Genomic DNA, 25,984 nt, shown 5'->3' on the forward strand with positions numbered 1-25,984 from the left:
AGTGGAGTTCAAGCTATGCCCGAAATAGCAAAGGAAGCAAAAGAGCTAACGTTATTAATGCGTACTCCCCACTATGTAGCTGAGGCACGTAATCATACATTAAGTAATGAGCAACAAAAAGATGCGATTGAAAATTATTCTGAGATCCGTGATGCTTTCCTGACAACTACAGGCGGTATACGTATGTTTACTACGGGGAAATCGGCTTCTGAGTTTTCATCCAAAGAACAAAAGGACACCTTAGATCAGGTATGGAAAACAGGTGGACTGGCGTTACAATCCGCATATCCGGATATCAGCATCAATAAAGATACGAATCACACTGTTTCACAGTTTGTGCGTGATAAGATTGATGAAATTATAGAAGATCAGGATACTGCTAAACAGTTACATCCAGATTATTATATTACGACTAAGCGCTTAATTATCGGGACAAACTTTTATGAGATATTTAACGAGGAACATGTCAATCTTGTTTCTTTAAAAGATAATCCAATTGAACGTATAGTAGAAAATGGAGTGAAGCTTCTTAATGATACGATTGAATGTGACGTGATTGTGTTTGCGACTGGATATGAAGCTATGACCGGGTCACTGACAAAGATAAATATACAAGGACGTAATGGACAAACAATTCAGGGAAAGTGGAGCGACGGCAAAGATGTTAAAACATATCTAGGATTAACAATGGAAAACTTCCCGAACTTCTTTATGATCACAGGTCCACAAAGTCCATCTGTTCTCACAAATATGCCATCAGCGATTGAGCAGCATGTAGATTGGATAGATCAATGTATAGGGTATATCGAGTCGAACGGTTTGCAAACGATCGAAGCTCAAAGACATGCAGAAATATCATGGGGGAAACAATGTGATGATATTGCAAATAGTACATTATTTCCGCATACGAACTCCTGGTATACAGGTGCCAATATCGATGGGACTCAACGAGGTTTCGTCATTTATGTTGGGGGACTCGATAATTACCGTATGATTTGTGATAAAGTAGCAGACGGTCAATATGAAGGGTTTGTATTTGAAAAAGCCTAAATAAAGTTTAATAATATGTCATTTACTGCCTTACGAAAAGTTGTAATAATAAGTTCATCTATCCAAACATTAAATTTATAATATGGGGTATTAATCGGCAGCTTGTATCTTGTTCAAATCCGCAGTACAGCACCAATACAATTTTTAACTTAGGAAGAGCGATAGGTGGATTCTAACCGACTTTGGTAGGTTACATTTTGCAAAGCTATGATATGAAAGTTGCGATGCTTTATTTGGCGTGCTTATACTGTATGTCCTTCCTGGTTATGCTTACGTTAAAAAAGAGAATGTAGATGATGTATATCACGCGATCTAATCAGATAAAAAGACACCCACCAGTGATGTGCACAAAGGGGCACCCTACTGGTGGGTGTTATTTCTGTTATTTGAATAGGGTCGATCGTTCAGGGAATTCTAAATTGTAAGGAGTGAGTGATAAATGAATTCAATTAGTTGTGAGGTATGGCCGGAAGAGACCTAATCTGTATCCGATGTTTGCCGAAGATTTATCGTTCGTTGCTGTGACATTTCAACATATATAGTAAAGTAATCGTTGCTTTTAAGTGAATTGAAAAAACGTCAGGGAGCGGCAAAGTGTTCTGTATAATGTGTCTGTAAGTGTAATCGGTTACGAAGTTCCAATAAATCCGCTATTTAAACCGAATTACTTTCCGTATACCTGGTGGATACTTATCTGTGAATTCAGTTGCGTCGTATAATCATAGAGATAGTACGGGTGTAGCAGTACAAAAGATAAGCTGACTAACGTTTCAGGAATCGTAATCAAATCAATGGGGGAGCCGTTATGCAAAATACCATTCGTAAACAAATCCATGAACTGATAGATTCAGACTATCAAAAATTCGCTTCTGCACTCATACCGAACATTACAAACGTATTAGGTGTACGCATGCCAGAACTTCGGAAATTGGCCAAAGTACTTGTAAAGGATGACTGGCGTTCGTATCTCGAGACTGCAGATGATGACTATTTTGAAGAAGTCATGCTGCAGGGGCTGGTCATTGGCTATGCTAAGGCAGATATTGAAGAGATCCTAACGTATGTAGCGGATTTCGTGCCAAAGATTGATAATTGGTCAGTCTGTGACAGTTTTTGTTCAGGGCTAAAATTTACAAAAAAGCATAAGGAACGTGTTTGGATATTTTTACAGCCGTATCTTCTCTCAACAAAGGAATATGAATTGCGCTTTGGTATTGTCATGCTGCTCACTTACTATGTTGAAACGTCATATATAGATGAAGTATTGGCGCGGCTGGGTACTATAAAGCATGATGGCTACTACGTGAAAATGGCGGTTGCCTGGGCGTTATCCATTTGTTTTATAAAGCTACCCGAACCGACGCTTGCCTATTTAAAAAGAGATACTGCATTAGATATTTTCACATATAATAAAGCGCTGCAAAAAATTACGGAATCATGTAGGGTGGATACAGAAACGAAGGGTTTAATTCGCAGTATGAAACGGAAATAAAAGTTTTTCAATGGCATACAAAGCATATTTTCAATGCTCTTCCCATATAAACATAGAGACAAACTACAAAAGGATGGTTTAATGGCACCTGTTTGGTTAATAGGCTTTCTCTCAACAGTTGCTGGGGTAAGTGTTGGTGGAGTCATTGCTGTGTTAATCAATCAATTCAGGAAAAGTATAGGGACCATTTATGCAGTGTGTGTAGGTTTGCTATTAAGTTTATTGAGTGTGGAAATTAGCCCCGAAGCTATAAGTTTAGGCAATTGGATCATCTTTGCACTGGGTTTTATAGCTGGAGTATTTCTATTTGAGGCTATCCATATAGTGTTCTATCGAAATATGGTTCGTTCTACAGAATCTGATCGAAGTCATAGCTTGCGCATGGGGATATTTCTCGTATTGATTCTTTCCATGCACAACCTACCAATGGGAATGGTCCTGGCGACAAGTGAGAATTTTCCATTCGGCTCGGCATTACTTCATGCATTAATTTTGCATAATATTCCAGAGGGAATGATTTTGTTTACGCCTATGCTGATTGCGGGCGTGCGATTGTATAAGTTATTTCTCCTATCACTATTCATTGCAGCTCCTGTTGCAATAGGGGCATTCATTGTCGCATGGATAGAGTTAGAAAGTAATTGGCTTAGCGCATTTTTGTTAAGTGTCACGGTCGGTTCTATTTATATGGTGACAATGAAAGAAATTCTTCCGGCTTCCATTAAACACTCTTCTTCTACATATAGTGTAATCATTGCTGCTTTGGCTTTTGGTTCTTTGACGATGTACTTGTTATTTCTTTAGAGTAACCCTCATCATTGCATTCATGAAAAAACCTGGCGAATGTCCGCCAGGTTTCTTTTACGTACATCTAAATGAATCGATCTTCTTTAAATCCATTCCGTAATATTCCCATCGGTAGTGGCGCGGATCCCATCGATAGCCTGCAATCGACGTGCGTCCGACGAAAGTTGGATAATACCAGAACCCTTTATTTCTAGAAGTCCATATATACGTATAACGGTACAGGCATCCCGCTATACCGCCGGGATCTACTGCACGTAAGCCTACATCTGGATAACTCGGTGTCTGACTTGGCGGGGCTGAGGTCGGCGCGCCTTGCTGATTAGGATTTCCGTGTTGTCCTTGATGTCCTGGAAAATCAGGATAGTTAGGCTGCTGAGGATATCCAGGGAAACTAGGATAGCCTGGTTGGTTTGGATAACCCGGCTGGTTTGGGAAGCTTGGCTGTTGACCTGGATATCCTTGCTGCCATGGCGGATAGCCCGGCATACCGCCTGAACCTGGCCCCCCCGGCCACCCCTGTTGATTTGGCGGATATTGCGGGTAATGATTTGTGTGATGATGAGTATCATATTGCTGTCCCGGATAACCTTCGGGCAATTGCGGGTACCACATATTTTCGTTTTGCTGATTCAAACTATCACTCCTTCTTTCTATTGTGTGCAAAGTATTGAATTCATTTAGAAGCAGCGGAATGCATCAATGCGCTGCAAATCAATACCTAGGTATTCCCATCGGTTCCTGCGTGAATTCCACTGGAAACCTGCAACAGAATTTCTTCCGACGAATGTCGGGTAGAACCAGAATCCATTGAACCTCGAAGTCCAGACGTAAGTGAAGCGGAATAAACATCCGGAGATCGCCCCGGGATCTACCGCGAATGTTTGAAATTCGGGATAACTCGGAGTATAACTTGGCGGCGGTGAACTAGGAGCAGCTGCCTGGCCGCCTGGTCCGGATTGTCCGGGGAACCCCGGTTGATTTGGAAAGTTGGGCTGTGCGGGAAATCCAGGAGTACTAGGAAACCACTGCGAACCCTGTTGTCCGGGAAAACCCGGAATTCCTTGCATCCAAGACGGAAATAACTGATTAAATCCCTGACCTGGCCAAAACGGCTGCTGATTTGTAGGATATTGCCGATATCCATCACGTTGATTCAAAACATCACTCCTTCTATGCTGTCTCGAATTAGTATATGCAGTGACTGAGTCATTTGACTTTTTCTTCATTGGTTGTGCTGCTGTGATACACTAATAGAAAGGAAGTGGATCATGATGAATGAAATGAAACCGCATATTTTAGTAGTCGACGGAATGGCTTTGTTATTCCGATCCTTTTTTGCGACGGCACACAGCGGACAGTTTTTCCCGAATGCTAATAATGTACCGACGAACGGCGTGCAGGGATTTGCGCGTCATACGATGAGTGCTATTTCTATATTTCAGCCGACGCATCTCGCAGTGTGCTGGGATATGGGTTCCAAAACGTTTCGAAATGAATTGTTTGCGGATTATAAAGCACACCGACCGGCACCAGCGCCTGAGCTTGTTCCACAATTCGATATGGCGCGTGAAGTATCTGAAGCATTAGGATGGAAGAGTTATGGCATACCAAATATGGAAGCCGATGATTTAATTGGTTCGCTAATTAAGACGTGGAATGGGAAAGCCAGATTGACTGTGGTGTCGGGTGATAAGGATTTACTGCAGCTGTTAAAGCCCGATGTGTCCATTGCGTTAACCAAAAAAGGCTACACGCAATATGAGGAATACAATGCGGATAGATTTATTGAAGAGTATGGAATTACACCTGCGCAGTTTGTGGATATGAAAGCTTTTACAGGTGATTCAAGTGATGGCTATCCGGGAGTGAAGGGGATTGGGCCGAAAACAGCGCTGAAGCTGATTCAGCAATATGGATCGGTTGACGGTGTTCTCGCTGCCAAAGAGGAGTTGGCTGCAGGGGTGCGTAAAAAGATTGAAGCAGATGAAGAGATGCTGATGCTGTCTAGGGAACTGGCTGAGATTCATTGTGAATTGACGCTTGACGATCCGCTTGCTCATTTGGAGATTCCTGAATTCACAGAGGAAACCGCGAAACGGATGGAACAGCAGGGCTATTCATTGATTGCTCGACAAGGATTCCCTGTGTCACCGTTTTAACGGTTCAATTTTAACGAATGTCAGGATACTTTTATTCATAGGATAGGGCACGGTACGGACAGTGCTTGGACGATTCCTTCCGCCGTTGTCATGGACGAGTAAATGCAAAGTTCCTTCTATATATTCGTAGCCTACCAGGACAACCCAATGGTAATCGAATGAAAAACGGCCACGCCATTTCAGTCGGAACCATTTATCAAATTTTAGCGCAACAGGCCGGCCTTCATCGAGTTGGGACAAAGCTTCTTCTATTGTGCATACAGAAACTTGCCAGTCTGCACCGAGAAGTTTGTTTAATAGGCGTACGAAGCGCCAAGCGGGGAGACCGATCTTTGTACCGCCAAGCTGCCGGTACAGTTCATTGATGTCAGTTGTCTGCGCAGCAGGAAGAAGATGGCGCAGTATAACGAAGGCGGTAACGGGGCCGCATGCGGAAGGACGGTATGTGGGGTGGATATCATGGTCGTGCTGGGATTTACCTTGTACTTCTATGTATCTGGACATGGCTGCCGCCTCCTATAGTGAGAAACAGCGCTGACCGAAGTCAGCGCTGCTTATCATTAAATTTTCACTTCATCAAGAAAATCTGTAACTTGCTGTGGGGATTTAGCATTTGCGCTGTGCAAATGTGCTTGTTTTTCACCGTCTTTGAAGATTAGCAGACTTGGAATTCCCATTACTTCGTATTTTTCAGCGATTTCAGGGAGTACATCACGATCGGCTTCATACCATGAATAGGCATCGTATTTTTCGATGATTGGATCGATGAACATGTCCATACGTTTGCAGTCTGGGCACCAGTCAGCTTCAAATTTCACAAGGACCGGATTGTCTCCTGCGATTAGTTCATTAAATTCTTCTGTGGATTTAATTTCTTTCATTTAAGTCGCCTCCATTCAATAGATAGTGTACAATGTTTCCTATAGGTTGGGTATTTTAATGCTTGTTTAAAAAATCTGATTAAATAAAATTAATTCCAATATAAATATTGCGAAATAGTTTCAAATGATTTACACTAGTATCTATAAGCAACGCGTATTTTTTTTACGCTATAAATGAATGAGTGTTCATTCAAAGACAAAGGGAGGATTGCACGTGACTTATCAAATTAGAAAAGCGGCAGTTTTAGGATCTGGTGTGATGGGTTCTGGTATTGCAGCACATTTAGCCAATATCGGAATTCCTGTTCTTTTACTGGACATCGTTCCACCAAAATTGGGTGCTGATGATGAAGCGAAAGGGCTTACGGTTGAGGATCCTAGATTCCGCAATAAGTTTGCTGCGACGGCGTTGGAGAAACTATTGAAACAAAAACCAGCTCCTCTTACAACAAAGAGAAACTTGTCACTAATTACACCAGGTAACTTTGAGGACGATTTGGAACGACTGTCTGAAGTAGATTGGATTATTGAAGTTGTCGTTGAAAACCTAGATATTAAGAAGAGTCTATATGAAAAAGTGGAAAGCGTAATCAAGCCAGGTACGATTGTTACTTCCAATACATCTGGTATCAGTATCGAAGCAATGGCGGAAGGCCGTTCGGAAGATTTCCAAAAGCATTTCCTTGGAACGCACTTCTTTAATCCACCAAGATACTTAAAATTACTAGAAATTATTCCTACTCAAAAAACTTCACCTGAAGTAATAGACTTCATGACAGAGTTTGGTGAAAACCGACTAGGTAAAGGTGTCGTTATTGCAAAAGATACACCAAACTTTATTGGTAACCGTATCGGAACGTATGGCTTGCAGGTAACATTGCATGAAATGCTCGAACGCGGCTATTCAATCGGTGAGATCGATTCCATTACGGGAACGTTAATCGGACGTCCGAAATCTGCGACATTCCGTACACTTGATGTAGTCGGACTTGATACGTATCAGCATGTTGCGAAAAATGTGTATGATCAGACGACTGGTGAAGAACAGCGCATTTTCGATCTTCCAGAAGTGGTTGTGAAAATGGTTGAAAAAGGCTGGATCGGTGCGAAAGCAAAGCAAGGCTTCTATAAGAAGGAAGGCCGCGAAATTCTTGAGCTAGACCTGAACACAATGGAATATGGACCTGCTCAGAAAATGAAAGCGCCTTCAATCGAAATGGCAAAACAGCAAAAAGGATTAGCTAATAAAGTGAAGACTTTAGTGTATGCAAAAGACCGCGCTGGAGAGATTTTGTGGAATACACTTCTTCCATCTATGCTGTATGCTGCAGAACTTCACGGCGAAATCGCAGACGATATCGTAGCAATTGATAATGGAATGAAGTGGGGCTTCGGCTGGACTCAGGGACCATTTGAAATTTGGGACGCTATCGGTGTAGGCAAATCAGTTGATAGATTAAAAGAAGAGGGAAAAGAGATTCCTTCATTCGTACAGTCGTTGCTAGATAAAGGCTATCAAACTTTCTATAAAGAAGAAGATGGCGAGCTTTACTACTTTGACGGTACTGACTACCAAAAAGTACAAGTGAATGAGAGAGAAATTAATCTCAAAAGCTACAAGAAGAAACATGGCGTTATCAAAAAGAACTCAGGTGCTAGTCTGATTGATTTAGGCGACGGCATTGCATTGCTAGAGTTCCATTCACAGTCCAATGCAATCGGACTGGATATCACGCAAATGATCAACTTCGCGATTGACGAAGTGGAACAGAACTATAAAGGCCTTGTCATCGGGAACCAGGGGAAAAACTTCTGTGTTGGTGCAAACCTTGGAATGATCCTGATGGAAGCACAGGATGATAATATCTTTGAACTTGATTACGTAGTCCGTTCATTCCAGAGCGCGATGATGAGAATTAAATATAGCAGTAAGCCAGTTGTCGCTGCACCATTCCAGATGACACTGGGCGGCGGAGCAGAAGTTTGTCTTCCGGCTGCACATATCCAGGCTTCCTCTGAAACATATATGGGGCTTGTAGAAGTAGGCGTCGGGTTGATCCCGGGCGGCGGCGGAAACGTCAACCTATACCAGAAACATCTGAAAGGTCTTCCAAACGGCGTGCCGATAGACTACCAGAATGTTGCGAATAAAGTATTCGAATCAATTGCAATGGCAAAAGTCTCTGCATCTGCAGACGAAGCTAGAGAAAATAACTTCTTGGACTTTGCAGACGGTATCAGCTTCAATCCAGACCACTTGATTTACGATGCGAAGCAGGCAGCACTTTCATTATATGAAGCAGGCTATGTAGCGCCGAAGAAGGCGAAAGTTCCGGTAACGGGCGATTCAGGCTATGCAACATTGCTGTTAGCTGCGGAAGGTATGCACTTATCCGGCTTCATCAGCGATCATGACTTGAAGATTGCAAAGAAATTGGCTTATGTAATTTCCGGAGGTAAGATTCCGTTCGGTACACTTGTTGATGAGGAGTACTTGTTGGATCTTGAGCGTGAGGCTTTCTTGAGCTTGGTGGCAGAGCCGAAATCACAACAGCGTATGCAGCATATGCTTGTGAAGGGCAAACCGTTACGTAACTGATAGGAAGATGATAAAGGAGGAAACAGAATGCGCGAAGCAGTAATTGTAGCCGGTGCTCGAACACCGATTGGAAAAGCGGGAAGAGGTTCTTTGGCAACTGTCCGTCCGGATGATCTAGGGGCGTTGACGATAAAGGAAACATTGAAACGTGCAGGAAATTATGATGGGCCGATTGATGATTTAATCATCGGCTGTGCAATGCCGGAAGCAGAACAGGGGAATAACGTGGCGCGAAATATCGGCGCATTGGCGGGCTTACCTGATACAACACCTGCTGTAACGGTTAACCGTTTCTGTTCATCAGGATTGCAGACGATTGCATATGCAGCAGAGCGGATTATGCTTGGTCATTCTGAAGCAATTATTGCTGGCGGCGTGGAATCCATGAGTATGATTCCGATGATGGGGAATACAATCCGTCCAAACTTTAAATTAGCAGAAGAAGCACCTGAATATTACATGGGAATGGGGCATACAGCTGAACAGGTAGCTCAGAAGTATGAAATCTCACGTGAAGATCAGGATGCATTCGCTGTAGAATCTCACAGACGTGCAGAAGCTGCGATTAAAGCAGGCAAGTTCGTGGATGAAATCGTACCGGTCGAAGTGACAAAACGCTTTGTCGGTCCAGACGGCAAGTATCAAGAAAAAACTTCAATGTTTGAAATGGATGAAGGTGTACGTCCAGGAACAACTACGGAAGTACTTGGCAAATTACGCCCGGCATTCGTAGCAACTGGTTCTGTTACAGCAGGTAACGCTTCACAGACTTCTGATGGAGCAGCAACTGTACTGGTAATGGATTCCGAGCTTGCAGAGAAGCGTGGACTGAAGCCATTAGCAAAATTCCTTTCATTCGCAGTAGGCGGCGTGCCACCAGAAATCATGGGGATCGGGCCGATCGAAGCAGTTCCGAAAGCATTGAAGATTGCCGGTTTGTCCATTGAAGATATCGATCTGTGGGAGCTGAACGAAGCATTTGCTTCACAATCACTGGCAGTTATCCGTACTCTTGGACTTGATACAGATAAAGTAAACGTCAACGGTGGCGCTATCGCTACTGGTCACCCACTGGGCGCAACAGGAACAGTGTTGACACTGAAATTAATTAACGAATTAAAGCGTCAAGGTAAGAAGTACGGTGTCGTTACTATGTGTATCGGCGGCGGAATGGGTGCTGCAGGGGTATTCGAAGTACTATAAAACTTTGTAATAAAAAAATGGGAGAAATAGGGGGAGTATAGATGACTAAAGCTATGGAGGATACTAAAATGACAGATTTCGTAAAAGGTGGCGCATTTTTAACTGAGGACATGGACGCTAACCGCGTCTTCACACCGGAAGATTTTACTGACGAGCAAAAAATGATCGCAAAAACAACGGAAGAGTACGTGAAAAACGACGTAGCGCCGTTGATTGAAAAGCTTGAAAACCATGAGTTCGAAAACTCCGTAACATTGCTGAAGAAAGCTGGAGACCTGGGTCTTCTTGCTGCAGATATTCCAGAAGAGTACGAAGGTCTTGGATTAGACAAGATTTCATCTGCTTTGATTGCTGAGAAATTATCAGTAGCAGGCGGCTTCTCGATTACTCACGGTGCACACGTAGGTATTGGTACGTTGCCGATCGTTTTATTCGGAAACCATGAGCAGAAGATGAAGTACTTGCCAAACTCTGCAAGCGGAGCGAAAATTTCAGCGTATGCATTGACAGAGCCAAGTTCAGGGTCAGACGCTTTAGGAGCAAAAACAACTGCTAAATTAAACGCTGAAGGTACACACTATGTACTGAATGGGGAGAAGCAGTGGATTACAAACTCTGCATTTGCTGATGTATTCGTAGTTTATGCGAAAATTGATGGTGAGAAGTTCACAGCATTTATTGTAGAAAAAGAATATCCAGGCGTTTCTGTAGGACCTGAAGAGAAGAAAATGGGTATCAAATCATCTTCTACACGTACGTTGATTTTGGAAGATGCTCAAGTACCAGTTGAAAACTTGTTAGGTGAAATCGGACGCGGACACGTTATTGCGTTCAACATCTTAAACATCGGCCGTTACAAGCTTGGAGTAGGTACAGTAGGTGGATCTAAGCGCGCGCTTGAATTGGCTATCAAATATGCGAACCAGCGCAAGCAGTTCGACACACCCATTTCTTCATTCAACCTGACGAAAGAAAAGTTCGGTACAATGGCTTCAATGCTTTATGCTACTGAGAGCTTGATCTACCGTACAGTTGGTTACTTTGAAGAGCACAATGCTGCAATGAGCCCTGAAGAGCAAAAAGACGGAGCAAAAGTAGCAGCTTCAATTGCTGAATATGCTATTGAATGTTCTATCAACAAAGTAGTAGGATCTGAGGTATTGGACTACATCTCTGACGAAGCAGTTCAAATCCACGGCGGTTACGGCTTCATGGCAGAGTACGAAGTAGAGCGTATCTACCGTGACTCACGTATCAACCGTATCTTCGAAGGTACAAATGAAATCAACCGTATGATCGTTCCAGGAACATTCCTTAAGAAAGCAATGAAAGGCGAATTGCCATTGCTTCAGCAAGCCCAGGCTTTGCAGGGAGAATTGCTGTCTATGATGCCGGAAGAAGTTGGCGACGAGCCATTGGCACAGGAGAAAGCACTTGTGAAGAACGCGAAGAAGATTGGTATTCTAGTAGCAGGTCTTGCTGCACAGCGTTACGGCACGAAGCTGGATCAAGAGCAGGAAATCCTTGTGAATATCGCAGACATTGCGAACGATCTATTCGGTATGGAGTCAGCACTTCTTCGTACGGAAAAAGCGATCAACAAAAACGGCGTAGAGAAAGAAAACCAGAAGCTTCTTTATACACAGATCTTCTGTCAGGAAGCGTTCGGACGTATCGAAGCAGCAGCAAAAGAAACATTGCTTGCAGCTGTGGACGGCGACAACCAGCGCATGATGATTTCTGCATTGCGTAAGTTGACTCGCAACAATCCTTACAACTTGATTGCTAAGAAGCGTGAAGCGGCTGAGAAGCTGATCGAAGCTGAAAAGTATATCGTTTGATTTGAATAAAAACGAAGCGCTCCGGTTTTATACGGAGCGTTTTGTTTTGAGTTTAGATTTGAAACATGTAAGTGAAGAGATACCGTTTCCCGGCGTTTTAGGCGGACGCGTTCCCGAGGGCGTGGCTTGAGCCAAGCGAACAGCGAAGGGTTCGCTTTGCCGTATTTCTGTGAACTTTACAGAAATTAAGGCATCTTCATTTGTTGCGGGGTCTCAAGGCGCACGCTGATCCTCCGGGAGTAGCCGCCCTGCACTTCGGTACACTGGTTTAGTGAGTATGAATTATTACGACTTTTATAGTGAGTAAAAATATATAGCAGAAACAGCTTCAGTAAAGGTCTACCTTTTTACTCTTCTTGAAGTATTTTAGTTCACGTGCAGATGAGTTCAATTTCAGTAACTACACAAATCACATCCCTAAATTTAGGGTGCTTTAGTAAGTATCATCCACTCGCGTTGCAAAGGATTGGAGCGGCAGGCGGCGACTCGGGGAGGATCAGCCCGACAGGTGATGACAACTTAGGGGAGCGAAGCGACCAAGTTGGCTCACCGCGGGCCCTCCCGAACGCGTCCGCCTAGAGCGCAAATCCTTAACTACCAGCCTACTGCCAGCCTACTGCCAGCCTTACAAAGCATAACCACTACAATATTAGCTTCACACTACAGTTGTTTGATATACTGACGAAAAAGGAGAGGTTTTACACATGACAGTTACTTATTATGGCTACCCTAAATGCGGCACGTGCCGTAAAGCGAAGAAATGGTTGGAGAACGAGGGGATTTCACTTGAAGAGTATAATATCGCAGAACAGCCTCCAAGTGAAGAGACGCTGCGGACGATGATCGCAAACTCCGGTCTCGAAATGAAAAAGTTCTTTAACACGAGCGGCATGAAATACAGAGAGCTTCAATTGAAGGACAAACTACCTTCAATGTCAGACGATGAAAAGATCGCATTACTCGCTTCTGACGGCATGCTGATTAAGCGTCCGATCGTGACAGATGGTGATCATGTCACAGTTGGCTTTAATGAAGATACGTTTGCGGAAACATGGTCAAAGTAACACCCGAATCTTGTCTTTCATTCTGAACTATGGCAAACTAAATATAGATAAACTATTATAATTGTTGGAGGTTAAGACATGAGCACACCAAAAGAATTACGTTATTCAGAAGAGCATGAATGGGTAAAAGAAGAAGACGGTAAATACCGTATCGGAATCACACATTTCGCACAGTCTGAACTAGGGGATATCGTTTTCGTTGAACTTCCTTCAGTCGGGGACGAAGTGAAATCAGACGAGCCTTTCGGAAGCGTTGAATCAGTGAAAACTGTTTCTGAATTGTACGCTCCATTAACAGGTAAAGTAGTTGAAGTGAACGAAAACCTTGAAGACAGCCCTGAGCTGGTAAACGAATCTCCATATGAAGGCGCTTGGATGATCGTTGTGGAGATCGCTGACAAAGCAGAACTTGATGAATTGATGACAGCTGAGCAGTATGACGAAATGACAGCTGGCGAATAAGAAAACGAAAAGCACCGGAACGTTCTGGTGTTTTTTTTACACTATAAGGAGGAAACTAGATGGATCCGAAAGTACTTATTGTGGAAGGCAGTTCCGATCGCAGAAGGCTCATGCCGATGCTTGCGGAACCTGTAGTAATCATTTGTACAAACGGCACGATCAGTTCCTATCATATAGAAGAACTTCTAGAGCCATACGAAGAGCAGGATCTATTCATCTTTATGGATGCGGATGCTTCAGGTGATTCCATAAGAAAGTTGTTTATACAACTTTACCCGGAAGCCAGGCACTTATTTACGGATCGGCTGTATCGGGAAGTGGCTACAACGCCGCTCAAAGTATTGGCGGGCATTTTAGTCGCAGCAAATTTTAAAGTACATCCTAACTACTTGGCAGGTGGAGTAAATGGAAAATTGGACAATTGAAGATTGGGAACGCGGGCAAGCGGCAGAGCGATTGGCCGCTTTTTATCTGTTCACTCCCATGTGCGGGACATGTGCTGTCGCTTCAAAAATGCTGACAGTGATCGAAGCAATGCGTCCTGAGTTAAAGATTGGTAAAGCAGATCTGAATTATACGGAACAATTAGCCTATGACTACGAAATTGAAAGTGTTCCATGTCTACTTGTCCATCGGCCCGGACAGCCGGTTGAAAAGATCTATGCCTTTCAATCCGTACCTCACTTATTGGAAAAGTTGACTTGACATTCAATTTGAATATATGGTATAAGTAGTACAACCAATTGAATAATGATACTCTTATAAAGAGCGGTGGAGGGAAGTGCCCTATGAAGCCCGGCAACCGTCACAATTGTGAAATGGTGCCAAGTCACTCAAAGCGAACAGCTTTGACAGATGAGAGAACGGTAACGTACATAATTCATAAATACGTTCAGCCTTTCTGCTCGTCTGCAGAAGGGTTTTTTATATTCAAAAGCGGAAGATGCCGTTTAGCTCCGACAGGCACTGACGCATCGAGCTATCGAAACATAAACACGGATTTACTAAAGGCGGTGCAGAAAATGATTCAACTGACAAATGTTCATAAAAGATTCCAATTGAACCAGACAGACATTGTTGCGGTCGACGATGTAACATTGTCTATTCGAGAGGGAGAAATTTTCGGCGTGATTGGATACAGCGGGGCGGGGAAAAGTACATTGATCCGGCTGTTGAACGGTTTGGAACAGCCGACTTCCGGAAGTATTGTAATCAATGATCTGGAGATGACTACACTTAAGGGTGCGGGTCTACGGAATGCACGACAGAAGATCAGTATGATTTTCCAACATTTTAATTTACTTTGGTCGCGTACAGTCGAAGATAATATTTCATTTCCATTAGAGATTGCAGGCGTGAAGAAAGCTGAACGCGAGCGGAAAGTGAAAGAACTGATTGATCTTGTTGGATTAACAGGCCGGGAAAAAGCCTATCCTTCACAGTTATCAGGTGGACAGAAACAGCGTGTCGGCATTGCTCGAGCGCTTGCCAATGACCCTGAAGTTTTACTTTGTGATGAGGCGACTTCAGCGCTGGATCCTGAGACGACAAATGCCATTTTGGATCTGTTGACGGAGATCAACGAACGTCTTGGACTGACGATCGTGCTCATAACACATGAAATGCACGTCATCCGGAAGATTTGTCATCGTGTGGCGGTCATGGAAGCGGGCAAAGTGGTTGAAATCGGCAATGTGCTTGATGTTTTCCAATCACCGCAGGCCGAGATCACGAAGCGTTTTATTTCTCAGGTTTCCGAAAATACAGATGCGGATAAAGCAATTAAGCATTTGCAGGAAGATACGAACGGCAAGCTGGTAAAGCTCACGTTCATTGGAGAACGGACGGAGCAGCCGGTTTTGGCGGAATTAATCCGCAAGTTTGAAATTGATGTAAATATTGTACAGGGGAATATTTCCACATTGCGTGACGGTGCATACGGTACTTTAATGCTGCAGCTAATCGGCAACCCGGCAATCATAGATGAAGCGATCCTTTATCTGCACGCCAATGAAGTGAAGACGGAGGTGCTGACAAATGATTGAACAGTGGTTTCCTAACGTAAATTGGGACAAGATGTGGGAGGCAACAGGCGAAACGCTTTATATGACTGCGTTCTCGACTGTTCTGACATTTATATTCGGTATCGCACTCGGACTGCTATTATTCCTGACCAGCCGCGGACAATTATGGTCCAACAAGTTCACAAATGTGATTACCGCTGCATTCGTCAATATTTTCCGCTCGATTCCATTCATCATTTTGATTATTTTATTGTTCCCGGTAACGAAGATGTTAATTGGTACACTTCGAGGCCCGAATGCCGCGCTGCCTGCTTTGATCATTGGTGCAGCACCGTTTTATGCACGCATGGTATTGATCGCATTACAGGAAATTGATAGAGGAGTCATTGAGGCAGCTCGTTCAATGGGTGCCAAGACTTCTACGATCATCTTTAAAGTACTGCTGCCTGAATCGATGCCGGCACTAGTATCCGGTATCACGGTTACGTCCATTGCACTCGTTGGCTATACGGCGATGGCGGGGGCGATTGGAGCAGGAGGACTTGGAACTCTGGCCTATTTGGAAGGTTTCCAGCGTTCACGCGAAGATGTTACGATAATGGCTACGATTCTAGTTCTTGTGATCGTATTTATCATTCAATTTATTGGAGATTTAATCGTCAAACGGTTAGACAAGCGATAAAGGGATTTTCAGGGAAACCTGTTAACCATATAAAACATTGGAAAAGGGAGAAATGTGGACATGAAGAAGTTTTTATTCGGTCTATTCGCAGCTGTGCTAGTATTAGCATTGGCAGCTTGCGGAACAAAAGACAATAGCAGCAACGGCAGCAATGCAACAGATGGGGATGCAGAAAAGCCGGCAGGGGAAAAAACAACGTTAAAAGTAGGGGCGTCCAATACACCGCACGCGGAGATTTTGGAAGAAGCAAAACCATTATTAGCTGAAAAAGGGTACGACCTAGAAATTGAAAGCTATACAGATTATGTACTTCCCAATAAAGATTTGGATGAAGGGGAACTGAATGCAAACTATTTCCAGCACATTCCTTACTTCGAAGGTCAAATTGCTGATTTTGGCTATGACTTTGTTAATGCAGGTTCTATTCACATCGAGCCGATTGGTGTTTACTCTAAGAAATATAAGTCATTAGAAGAATTACCTGAAGGCGCAAACATCTTGATCAGTAACTCAGTAGCAGATCACGGACGTGTACTTGCGATGCTCGAAGAAAAAGGATTGATCAAGCTTGCGGACGGCGTGGAGAAAGTTAAGGCTGAATTAGGAGATATCGTTGAAAATCCGAAAAATCTTAAATTTGATGCGAACTATGAAGCAGCTTTAATGCCTCAGCTATATAACAATGACGAAGGCGATGCATTGTTGATCAACTCGAACTTTGCAATCGACGCAGGATTGAACCCGATGGAAGATTCAATCGCATTAGAAGATAAAGAATCTCCTTATGTCAATATCATCGCAGTGAAAAAAGGCGATGAAGACAGTGAAGCAATCAAAGCATTGATAGAAGTATTGAATTCACAGGAGATTCAAGACTTTATTGTAGAACAATGGGGCGGCGCGGTCGTTCCGGTAAAATAAGCAGAATCAGACCGGCAGCTAAATTAGCTGCCGGATTTTTATAGTGGAAAAGATCATTCAATCCGACCAAGCGATCATACACCTGAAATTTGCGCTTATCGGCCTTTTCCTACAGCAATACTTCTTTCCAATGGGAGTTCAGACAATTACGAATTTACTCTCCGTCTATTCTATTTCAGTTAATTGTGGTAAAGTTATTTTGTTTCAGTCATACAGATGTCTATTTGAGGAGGACGTATTGTGAAGTTTAAATTAGGGCTCATTTGGCGAATTTTGATTGCCATTGTGCTAGCGATCGGGCTGGGTATGTTGCTACCTGCCATACATGAAGGGTTTGCGAATTGGTTCGTTCGTTTGGCGGCCACGTTTAATATGCTGTTTGGAGGATTTTTGAATTTTATTGTTCCACTTATTATTATCGCATTTATCGCCCCAAGTATTGCGAAGCTTGGGAAGGGTTCTGGGAAATTACTAGGTCTGTCTGCAGCATTTGCATACGGATCTACTATTATTGCGGGATTGCTCGCATTTTTTGCGGCAACAATGATTTTGCCGAACTTCATTCATCAATCAACGAATACTTCTTTTGCAGAAGGTGCGCGTGAAGCAGGTAAAGCATTCTTTAAGATGGAAATGGAACCGGTGATGGGAATCATGACCGCGCTGCTGCTAGCCTTCGTTCTTGGTATTGGAATAGCTGCGATTAAAGGAAGAACGATGATGAGCTTCTTCGATGAGTTTAACCTCATTATCGAAAAAGTAATTTCCGTAATCATCATTCCTTTATTGCCATTCCATATTTTTGGTATCTTCTTGAATATGACGTACACTGGTGAAGTGGTAAATGTACTTTCTGTATTTGTTGTTGTATTTGTCATGATCATCGCACTTCATCTGATCATGCTGACAATCCAGTATACGACGGCAGGTGTACTGAACGGACGTAATCCTTTCAGTCTAATGAAAATAATGCTGCCTGCTTATTTAACGGCAATCGGCACTCAATCTTCAGCTGCTTCGATTCCCGTTACGCTGCGTCAGGCTAAGAAAACCGGTGCTTCCGAACGAGTGACAAACTTTGCGATTCCTTTATTCGCGACGATTCATTTATCCGGAAGTACGATTACCATCGTTTCATGTTCAATCGGCGTCATGCTGATGAACGGATTCGACATTAGTTTTGGCAGTTATCTTCAGTTCATATTCATGCTGGGCATCGCGATGATTGCAGCGCCGGGGGTCCCTGGAGGAGCTGTCGTCGCGGCGACAGGTCTGTTGACTTCCATGCTAGGATTCAGTGAGGCAATGGTTGCGCTGATGATTGCCCTGTATTTAGCGCAGGACAGTTTTGGTACAGCTACCAACGTAACAGGAGACGGTGCGCTTGCTATGATCGTAGACCGTTTTACAAAAAAAGTATAGCTCTAGCTCTAAAGTCGGCGATTTCTGCCGGCTTTTTTCTGTCTAATTCTTATGTACCATTCTCTCATTGATTCTCATTGGATATAAGTCAATTGAAAAATATTGGGTGGTTGAAGTGAAATGAACCGCGTCATAACAGGGAAACACCTCATCATTTATAATGATTCTTAATGATTTGCAACCGGTTGTAATATGGGGTAAGATTAGAATGATACTAAATAGAGAATGGCTAACCATTCAACGCGATCATACTGGAGGTATTGGAATGGCAACTTTGGAAATTAAAGATCTTCATGTCGAAATTGAAGGCAAGGAAATCTTAAAAGGTGTTACCTTAACAATTAATACAAATGAGGTCCATGCAATTATGGGACCGAATGGAACGGGAAAATCCACACTTGCATCTGCAATCATGGGTCACCCGAAATATGAAGTAACTTCCGGATCTGTCACAATTGACGGAGAAGACGTTCTTGAAATGGAAGTGGACGAGCGTGCTTTAGCTGGTCTGTTCCTTGCAATGCAGTACCCAAGTGAAATCACTGGCGTTACAAATGCAGATTTCCTTCGTTCAGGTATTAACGCGCGCCGCGATGAAGGCGATGAAATCGGTCTGATGAAATTCATTCGTGAACTCGACAGCAAAATGGAGTTCCTTGAAATGGATGAAGATATGGCCACTCGTTATTTAAACGAAGGCTTCTCAGGCGGAGAGAAAAAGCGTAATGAAATCCTTCAGCTTATGATGTTAAAACCTAAATTCGCTATTCTCGACGAAATTGACTCCGGATTGGATATTGATGCATTGAAAGTAGTTTCTAAGGGAATCAACGAAATGCGCGGAGAAGGTTTCGGTTGCTTGATCATCACACACTATCAGCGTTTGCTTAACTACATTACACCTGACCACGTACACGTGATGATGCAGGGTAAAGTAGTGAAATCCGGCGGTCCTGAATTGGCAGCTAAGCTTGAGAGCCAAGGTTATGACTGGATTAAAGAAGAGTTAGGCATCGAAGACGAAACAGTTCATTCAGAAGCATAAGAAAGGGGACGACTCAAAATGACGGTTGAAACAACATTGGCATTGACCGAACAGGACGTCCGCTCTTATTCCGCAAAAGTGGAGGAAGCTGCTTGGATGGCAGATTTTCGTGCAAATGCTCTTGCGAAAGCAGAGACGCTTGCAATGCCGAAACCAGATAAAACTAAGATTACTAATTGGAATTTCACAGAATTCCCTTCACATACAGTAGAAAGTTCAATTTTTGCGACGCTTGAGGAATTACCGACTGAAGCAAAAGCATTGATTGACCATGAACAGCAAAAAAATATTTACGTGCAGCACAATAATACACCGGCATTCACTTCATTATCAGAAGACTTGAAGTCACAGGGTGTAATTTTGACAGATATCTTCACTGCTTCACGCGAGCACAGTGATCTGATGCAGAAGTATTTGATGACTGACGGTGTTAAAGTGGATGAGCATAAATTGACTGCTCTACATGCAGCATTGATCAATGGCGGTGCATTCGTTTATGTACCGAAAAATGTTGTGATTGAAGAGCCGCTTCAAGTACTGTTCATTCATGATAATGAAAAAGCTTCATTATTTAACCACGTGTTAGTGGTAGCTGAAGCAAACAGCTCTGTGACATATGTAGAGAACTATCTTTCTACAATGGAACGTGGCGAAGGGCAAGCGAACATTGTGTCTGAGGTGTTTGCCCAGGATAATGCCAAAGTTGTCTATGGCGCAGTAGACGTGTTAGCGGAAGGTTTGACTACTTACGTGAATCGTCGCGGCGTAACAGGGCCTCATGCACGTATTGAATGGGCTCTGGGCTTGATGAATGACAGCAACACGATTTCGGAAAACATTACACACTTAGTCGGAAACGGCTCTTCAAGTGATATGAAATCAGTGGTTGTCGGACGTGGAAGCCAGAAGCAGAATTTCACTTCAGAGATTGTGCACTGGGGAACGGATACAGAGGGTTTCATTTTGAAACACGGCGTAATGAAAGAATCTTCTTCTGCAATCTTTAACGGTATTGGCCGTATTGCTAAAGGAGCAACTCGCTCTAACGCTGTTCAAGAATCACGTATTCTCATGCTGAGTGAGAGAGGACGCGGTGACGCGAATCCAATTTTGCTTATTGATGAAGATGATGTAACGGCAGGCCACGCAGCATCAGTTGGCCGGGTAGACCCGCTGCAAATGTTCTATCTCATGAGCCGTGGTATTTCAAAAGAAGCAGCAGAACGCCTCATCATTCATGGATTTTTAGCGCCAGTGGTCAGCAAATTGCCGATCGAAGGGGTTAGAAAGCAATTGACGGAGGTTATCGAAAGGAAAGTGCGCTAATGCTCAATAAAGAGATCCGCAATCATTTCCCGATACTAAACCAAGAAATCAATGGACATCCTCTCGTGTACTTAGACAGTGCAGCTACTTCACAGAAGCCTGTTCAAGTCATTGAGGCACTCGACAACTATTACCGCTGGAACAATTCCAATGTGCATCGCGGAGTGCATACGCTTGGAAATAAAGCGACAGATGGTTATGAAGGCGCTCGGGAAAAAGTCCGTAAATTTATAAATGCGAAGTCAACAGAAGAAGTTATTTTCATGCGCGGTACGACAACTGCTTTGAACACTGTGGCAGAAAGCTATGGGCATGCAAATCTCTCTGAAGGCGATGAAATTGTTATCACGCATATGGAACATCACTCTAATATCATTCCGTGGCAGCAGCTCGCTAAAGAAACAGGCGCGGTGCTGAAGTATATTGATTTAGAAGAAGACGGCACGCTGTCACTTGATAAAGTGCGTGAGACAATTACAGATCGTACAAAAATCGTATCGATTATGTATGTCTCAAATGTTCTTGGAACAATGAATCCAATTAGAGAAATTACTGAAATTGCTCATCAGCACGGTGCAATAATGGTAGTGGATGCTGCTCAGGCAGCTCCTCACTTGAAAATCGATGTACAGAAGCTTAATTGTGATTTCCTGGCGTTTTCCGGACATAAGATGTGTGGACCAACAGGAATCGGAGTGCTGTACGGTAAGAAGGACTTGCTCAATAATATGGAACCAATTGAATTCGGTGGCGAAATGATTGATTTTGTCGGTCTTTACGAATCTACTTGGAAAGAGCTCCCTTGGAAATTTGAAGGCGGCACACCGATTATTGCAGGTGCTATTGGATTAGGCGCAGCCATCGATTATTTAGAAGAAATCGGTTTGGATGCAATCGAACGTCATGAACACGATTTAGCGGGCTATGCAATGGATAAAATGTCTGAAATTGACGGACTGACGATCTATGGTCCGAGAGATCCTGAAAAACGTGCAGGCTTAGTGACATTTAACTTGGATGATGTACATCCACACGATGTTGCAACTGTGCTGGACATGAACGGAATTGCTGTCCGTGCTGGCCATCACTGTGCACAGCCATTGATGAAATGGCTTGAATGTTCAGCGACAGCCCGTGCTAGTTTCTATCTTTATAACACGACAGATGACGTAGATCGTCTCGTGGAAGGACTTCGTTCAACAAAGGAGTATTTCAAAGATGTCAACTAATAAACTTGATCAACTTTACCGGTCTGTAATCATGGATCATTATAAAAACCCGAAAAATAAAGGCGTCTTGGAAGGCGGAAATGTCACGATTGACATGAATAATCCGACTTGTGGTGATGTCATTCATCTGACTATGAATGTAGAAGATGATATCGTCAAAGAAGCGAAGTTTGAAGGGGAAGGCTGCTCCATTTCAATGGCGTCGGCTTCCATGATGACCCAAATGATCAAAGGCAAAACGACGGAAGAGGCAACGAAACTAGCGCATACTTTTTCGGATATGATGTTAGGCAAAGACTTGGATGATTCGATTGAACTCGATGATTTAGAAGCACTTTCGGGTGTCGCGCAATTCCCTGCCCGCATTAAATGTGCAACATTGAGCTGGAAAGCGATGGAAAAGGGAGTCTCCGGCGAGCCGCAGTGACCTTGGCCAAAGTATGAGCAATTATGGGACGGAGGAATAATAAATGGCGAAACAAATGCCAGAAATCGGCGATTATAAGTATGGTTTTCATGACAAAGACGTTTCTGTATTCCGTTCAGAACGTGGTCTGACACGTGAAATAGTAGAAGAAATTTCAAATATGAAAGAAGAGCCGCAGTGGATGCTGGATTACCGTTTGAAATCTTTAGAGATTTTCTACAGCAAACCAATGCCACAGTGGGGCGGAGACTTGAATTCATTGAACTTCGATGAAATCACGTATTACGTTAAACCTTCTGAAGCAACTGAAACTTCTTGGGATGAAGTGCCTGAAGAAATCAAGCGTACGTTTGATAAACTAGGGATTCCTGAGGCGGAACAAAAATACTTGGCTGGTGTATCTGCACAGTATGAATCAGAAGTGGTTTACCACAATATGAAAAAAGAACTTACAGATCTAGGAATTGTCTTTAAAGACACAGATTCCGCACTTCGTGAAAACGAGGAGCTATTCAAGAAGTATTGGGGTACGGTTATCCCAAACTCGGATAATAAATTCTCAGCATTAAACTCTGCTGTATGGTCCGGTGGTTCTTTCATCTATGTACCGCCTGGCGTTAAAGTAGAAACACCGCTGCAAGCGTATTTCCGTATTAACTCGGAAAACATGGGACAGTTTGAGCGTACACTGATCATCGTAGACGAAGGCGCAAGCGTTCACTACGTGGAAGGATGTACAGCACCTGTCTACACAACGAACTCACTTCACAGTGCAGTTGTTGAAATCATTATCAAAAAAGACGCATATTGCCGTTATACGACGATCCAGAACTGGGCGAACAACGTCTACAACTTGGTAACGAAGCGTGCGGTATGTGAAGAAAACGCGACAATGGAATGGATCGACGGCAACATCGGTTCTAAATTGACGATGAAGTATCCGGCTGTTATCTTAAAAGGCGAAGGCGCACGCGGTATGACGTTATCGATTGCACTTGCCGGTAAAGGTCAGCATCAGGATGCCGGTGCGAAAATGATGCACTTGGCTCCAAATACTTCTTCAACGATTGTATCCAAGTCGATTTCTCAGCACGGTGGTAAAGTAACGTATCGCGGTATTGTCCACTTTGGACGTAAAGCGGACGGTGCTCGTGCGAATATCGAATGTGATACATTGATCATGGATAAGCAATCCACTTCCGATACAATTCCGTACAATGAAATCTTGAACGATAACATTTCATTGGAACACGAAGCAAAAGTATCGAAAGTTTCCGAAGAGCAGCTCTTCTACTTGATGAGCCGCGGTATTCCTGAATTGGAAGCAACGGAAATGATCGTAATGGGCTTCATCGAGCCATTCACAAAAGAACTGCCGATGGAATATGCGGTAGAGATGAATAGATTGATCAAGTTTGAGATGGAAGGTTCCATCGGTTAAGCACTGCTAGTCCAGTGTTTACAAGGTATTCCTAACAGTTATATAAAGCAACGTGCCGATTTCATGCCGATTCAATTTGGATGGTCGGCACGTTTTGAATTAGAGGCGAACTATTTCAGTTCGTCTTCTTATATTATTTCGGTGATGTCTAGTAGCTTTCGATGCGCCTTAAGAATTCTCTTCAAATGCTCCAATCGAATCCTTCACGTTATTTCTCCTACTCCACAAGATTTTCAAGTTTTTGAAATACGGAATAATATGCAACCTCACGATAACTTGCAGTTGGTCGAATATGTACGCTTTAATGTCGGCTTCTTATGTTCCTGCTGCCATTCATTCTCTACAAGAATAGTCATTCGATGTCTGGCTGTGATATATATATTCTGACACTTTGTTAGCTGAGATTTCTGCTTCTTTCTTTGACGGGAATGTAACTATGCTGGTTTCCTTGACAGATTGTCGGACTGCCCTAGTGACCATATTCAATTTAACGATGAATCCGTGTATCTGAACGATAAATTAATCGAAGAACCGTATCCTTCATGTCCTAAAGACCTTCACGGTCGGAGAAATGGTCGTACCGGAAGATGAATACTTTGTGATGGGTGACAATATCGACAATAGTCAAGATAGTTCTATGATTGGCACCATATATCAGAAAGGGATTTTCGGTTAGTTGATTGTACGGATATTGCCCTTGAAATCTGTAGATAAATCTCAGACATACCATGCGTTAACGTCGGTTGTACTTGACGGCGAATGATTAAACATGCAAGGCATCACATAATGTGGTGCTTTTTTTATTGGCCGGAGTACTAGGTGTATAAATCTGGTATAATTACATTTGAATACAAAATATGAAATGTGAGTTATGTAGTCAATGAGAAAATAAACAGTTAGAAAAAAGGGCTCGTTATTAAAATGCTTGATAGCGCATTTACTATGCTGTCCGGGATCTATGCATGAGATGGGACGCTTTGCGAGGGCACGGCCTCAGCCTCAGCCTCAGCCGCTTCGCTAGCTCTGCTCGGTCCATGGTCTTCGACTCGCGCTGTTCCCGCTGGAGTCGCCCATCTTCCGCCCAAATCCAAAAAGTAATCGTTATACTGGATTCTTGTACTAAAAAACTTTTTAAGAGATCAAGAACAGATTGTGTGGAAAGTCAAAAAAGAAAGGAAGAAATGCATGAGTAATTTACAAAAAAAATGGACATGGAGAGAAATTGTCAAAGGGAAGAAGATTCAACTTTCCATATGGACGCTGATCTTTACTGTTATATTCATTAAAATGGCGGAGAATGGATATAGCAACATGATGAATGCTAAAAACACATCCATCTTCCAGTACAACTATTCTCTTGGAAACATTGGGTTACTCTTTGTTATCCCGGCAGCTATTTTAAGTGTTTGGACAGTCAAGCTGTGGCTTTTTGCAAAGGGTCACGTATTGAGCAATCCAACTGTCAATAGAGCCTTGGCTTCCAGGCAGCTGACAAAAGATGGAGAAGTTTATAAAGGGCTGCGATTGTTCGGAATCGTGGTTGTTAAGTTGTATGTAGGCATACGGAAGGTGCTATCAGTTATGGGTACAGTGCTTCTGTATATAGCGTTCTTTATAGGGGCTTTCAGCTCTGGTGGTCGCAGCGGTGGGTACTCGTCTGGATACGGAGGAGGAGGAGGAGGAGGCGGCACTTCGTCTCCAGGTTCAAGTAACAGAAAGAAGTTGAAAAAAGACGCGGACTGGGAAGCTAGACAGAAACAAGGAAAAGCTGACCACGCATGGAGGCATGCAGGAAAGCAAGCTCGGTATAATGTAAATACGCATCATTTTGACAGCAGGCTCAACAAAGCGAATACGTTGCAGCGGGAAGCCAATGAAGCAGCGAAACGAGCACGAAACTTGTAAGCAA

General features: G+C 43.2%; 26 protein-coding genes, 1 pseudogene and 1 riboswitch. Of the genes and pseudogenes, 23 read left to right on the forward strand and 4 right to left on the reverse strand.

Features of this window, described 5'->3' with window-relative positions:
• The 4 genes and pseudogenes from Q1J64_RS09640 to Q1J64_RS09655 all read left to right on the forward strand — a co-directional run.
• On the forward strand, positions 1–1,050 hold a 1,050-nt coding region (locus tag Q1J64_RS09640), incomplete at its 5' end, for an NAD(P)/FAD-dependent oxidoreductase (RefSeq protein ID WP_483315975.1).
• Positions 1,051–1,131: 81 nt separating this feature from the next.
• Positions 1,132–1,343: pseudogene (locus Q1J64_RS09645) on the forward strand (MFS transporter); the annotation flags it as partial.
• 512 nt (positions 1,344–1,855) lie between these two features.
• The gene (locus Q1J64_RS09650) at positions 1,856–2,542 is read left to right on the forward strand and encodes a DNA alkylation repair protein (protein ID WP_301108854.1); all 687 of its coding nucleotides are present in this window, start codon (positions 1,856–1,858) and stop codon (positions 2,540–2,542) included.
• Positions 2,543–2,623: 81 nt separating this feature from the next.
• On the forward strand, positions 2,624–3,346 hold the full coding sequence (locus Q1J64_RS09655; RefSeq protein WP_301108855.1) for a ZIP family metal transporter: 723 nt from the start codon (positions 2,624–2,626) through the stop codon (positions 3,344–3,346).
• Positions 3,347–3,403: 57 nt separating this feature from the next.
• On the opposite strand, the gene Q1J64_RS09660 is transcribed toward Q1J64_RS09655, so the two are convergent.
• On the reverse strand, positions 3,404–3,982 hold the full coding sequence (locus Q1J64_RS09660) for a hypothetical protein (protein WP_301108856.1): 579 nt from the start codon (positions 3,980–3,982) through the stop codon (positions 3,404–3,406).
• 44 nt (positions 3,983–4,026) lie between these two features.
• Complete coding sequence (locus tag Q1J64_RS09665) at positions 4,027–4,416, reverse strand: hypothetical protein (RefSeq protein WP_483315983.1); 390 nt, start codon at positions 4,414–4,416, stop codon at positions 4,027–4,029.
• A gap of 204 nt (positions 4,417–4,620) precedes the next feature.
• Between Q1J64_RS09665 and Q1J64_RS09670 the strand changes: the two genes are divergently transcribed.
• Positions 4,621–5,508 carry a 5'-3' exonuclease gene (locus Q1J64_RS09670; protein ID WP_301108899.1) on the forward strand — a complete coding sequence of 296 codons (888 nt, stop codon included), beginning with the start codon at positions 4,621–4,623 and terminating at the stop codon, positions 5,506–5,508.
• Here the strand turns inward: Q1J64_RS09670 and Q1J64_RS09675 are convergent.
• Both Q1J64_RS09675 and Q1J64_RS09680 read right to left on the reverse strand, forming a co-directional pair.
• Positions 5,497–6,012, reverse strand: coding sequence for a C39 family peptidase (locus tag Q1J64_RS09675; RefSeq protein WP_301108858.1), 516 nt, complete (start codon positions 6,010–6,012; stop codon positions 5,497–5,499). The two genes, Q1J64_RS09670 and Q1J64_RS09675, sit on opposite strands and share 12 nt — an antisense overlap.
• Positions 6,013–6,068: 56 nt before the next feature.
• Complete coding sequence (locus tag Q1J64_RS09680) at positions 6,069–6,389, reverse strand: thioredoxin family protein (RefSeq protein WP_301108859.1); 321 nt, start codon at positions 6,387–6,389, stop codon at positions 6,069–6,071.
• A 214-nt stretch (positions 6,390–6,603) separates the two neighbouring features.
• On the opposite strand from Q1J64_RS09680, the gene Q1J64_RS09685 reads away from it, so the two are divergent.
• From Q1J64_RS09685 to Q1J64_RS09765, 18 genes are all read left to right on the forward strand, one after another.
• Complete coding sequence (locus Q1J64_RS09685) at positions 6,604–8,988, forward strand: 3-hydroxyacyl-CoA dehydrogenase/enoyl-CoA hydratase family protein (protein ID WP_301108860.1); 2,385 nt, start codon at positions 6,604–6,606, stop codon at positions 8,986–8,988.
• 27 nt (positions 8,989–9,015) lie between these two features.
• Entirely contained in the window at positions 9,016–10,191 is a 1,176-nt protein-coding gene (locus Q1J64_RS09690; RefSeq protein ID WP_301108861.1) for an acetyl-CoA C-acetyltransferase, read from the forward strand.
• Between the two features lie 41 nt (positions 10,192–10,232).
• A complete protein-coding gene (locus Q1J64_RS09695) occupies positions 10,233–12,032 on the forward strand; it encodes an acyl-CoA dehydrogenase FadE (protein ID WP_301108862.1) in 1,800 nt (599 codons plus the stop codon).
• A 704-nt stretch (positions 12,033–12,736) separates the two neighbouring features.
• Positions 12,737–13,096 (forward strand): arsenate reductase family protein, encoded by a 360-nt coding sequence (locus Q1J64_RS09700; protein ID WP_301108863.1) that lies wholly within the window; start codon positions 12,737–12,739, stop codon positions 13,094–13,096.
• Positions 13,097–13,174: 78 nt separating this feature from the next.
• Entirely contained in the window at positions 13,175–13,558 is a 384-nt protein-coding gene (gcvH, locus tag Q1J64_RS09705) for a glycine cleavage system protein GcvH (protein ID WP_301108864.1), read from the forward strand.
• 59 nt (positions 13,559–13,617) lie between these two features.
• Entirely contained in the window at positions 13,618–13,983 is a 366-nt protein-coding gene (locus Q1J64_RS09710) for a hypothetical protein (protein WP_301108865.1), read from the forward strand.
• On the forward strand, positions 13,964–14,263 hold the full coding sequence (locus Q1J64_RS09715) for a thioredoxin family protein (protein ID WP_301108866.1): 300 nt from the start codon (positions 13,964–13,966) through the stop codon (positions 14,261–14,263). The genes Q1J64_RS09710 and Q1J64_RS09715 overlap by 20 nt, the downstream gene beginning before the upstream one ends.
• A gap of 51 nt (positions 14,264–14,314) precedes the next feature.
• A riboswitch (SAM riboswitch) is annotated at positions 14,315–14,420 on the forward strand.
• Between the two features lie 160 nt (positions 14,421–14,580).
• A complete protein-coding gene (locus Q1J64_RS09720; RefSeq protein ID WP_301108867.1) occupies positions 14,581–15,603 on the forward strand; it encodes a methionine ABC transporter ATP-binding protein in 1,023 nt (340 codons plus the stop codon).
• Entirely contained in the window at positions 15,596–16,264 is a 669-nt protein-coding gene (locus Q1J64_RS09725; RefSeq protein ID WP_301108868.1) for a methionine ABC transporter permease, read from the forward strand. Before Q1J64_RS09720 ends, Q1J64_RS09725 begins: the two co-directional genes overlap by 8 nt.
• Before the next feature lie 60 nt (positions 16,265–16,324).
• Positions 16,325–17,185 (forward strand): MetQ/NlpA family ABC transporter substrate-binding protein, encoded by an 861-nt coding sequence (locus Q1J64_RS09730; RefSeq protein WP_301108869.1) that lies wholly within the window; start codon positions 16,325–16,327, stop codon positions 17,183–17,185.
• 240 nt (positions 17,186–17,425) lie between these two features.
• Positions 17,426–18,607: a dicarboxylate/amino acid:cation symporter gene (locus Q1J64_RS09735; protein WP_301108870.1), complete on the forward strand. Its 1,182-nt coding sequence runs from the start codon at positions 17,426–17,428 to the stop codon at positions 18,605–18,607.
• Positions 18,608–18,872: 265 nt separating this feature from the next.
• On the forward strand, positions 18,873–19,652 hold the full coding sequence (gene sufC, locus Q1J64_RS09740) for a Fe-S cluster assembly ATPase SufC (protein WP_483315976.1): 780 nt from the start codon (positions 18,873–18,875) through the stop codon (positions 19,650–19,652).
• A gap of 18 nt (positions 19,653–19,670) precedes the next feature.
• Positions 19,671–20,978, forward strand: coding sequence for a Fe-S cluster assembly protein SufD (gene sufD, locus Q1J64_RS09745; protein WP_301108871.1), 1,308 nt, complete (start codon positions 19,671–19,673; stop codon positions 20,976–20,978).
• A complete protein-coding gene (locus tag Q1J64_RS09750) occupies positions 20,978–22,207 on the forward strand; it encodes a cysteine desulfurase (RefSeq protein WP_301108872.1) in 1,230 nt (409 codons plus the stop codon). The genes sufD and Q1J64_RS09750 overlap by 1 nt, the downstream gene beginning before the upstream one ends.
• Complete coding sequence (gene sufU / locus Q1J64_RS09755; RefSeq protein WP_301108873.1) at positions 22,197–22,634, forward strand: Fe-S cluster assembly sulfur transfer protein SufU; 438 nt, start codon at positions 22,197–22,199, stop codon at positions 22,632–22,634. Before Q1J64_RS09750 ends, sufU begins: the two co-directional genes overlap by 11 nt.
• 43 nt (positions 22,635–22,677) lie before the next feature.
• Positions 22,678–24,075: a Fe-S cluster assembly protein SufB gene (gene sufB, locus Q1J64_RS09760; RefSeq protein ID WP_301108874.1), complete on the forward strand. Its 1,398-nt coding sequence runs from the start codon at positions 22,678–22,680 to the stop codon at positions 24,073–24,075.
• A gap of 571 nt (positions 24,076–24,646) precedes the next feature.
• Positions 24,647–24,751 (forward strand): S26 family signal peptidase, encoded by a 105-nt coding sequence (locus Q1J64_RS16715; protein ID WP_367183464.1) that lies wholly within the window; start codon positions 24,647–24,649, stop codon positions 24,749–24,751.
• Positions 24,752–25,260: 509 nt separating this feature from the next.
• Complete coding sequence (locus Q1J64_RS09765; RefSeq protein ID WP_301108875.1) at positions 25,261–25,980, forward strand: hypothetical protein; 720 nt, start codon at positions 25,261–25,263, stop codon at positions 25,978–25,980.
• Positions 25,981–25,984 lie beyond the last annotated feature (4 nt).

The organism is Sporosarcina sp. (assembly GCF_029257255.1).
Classification (GTDB): domain Bacteria; phylum Bacillota; class Bacilli; order Bacillales_A; family Planococcaceae; genus Sporosarcina.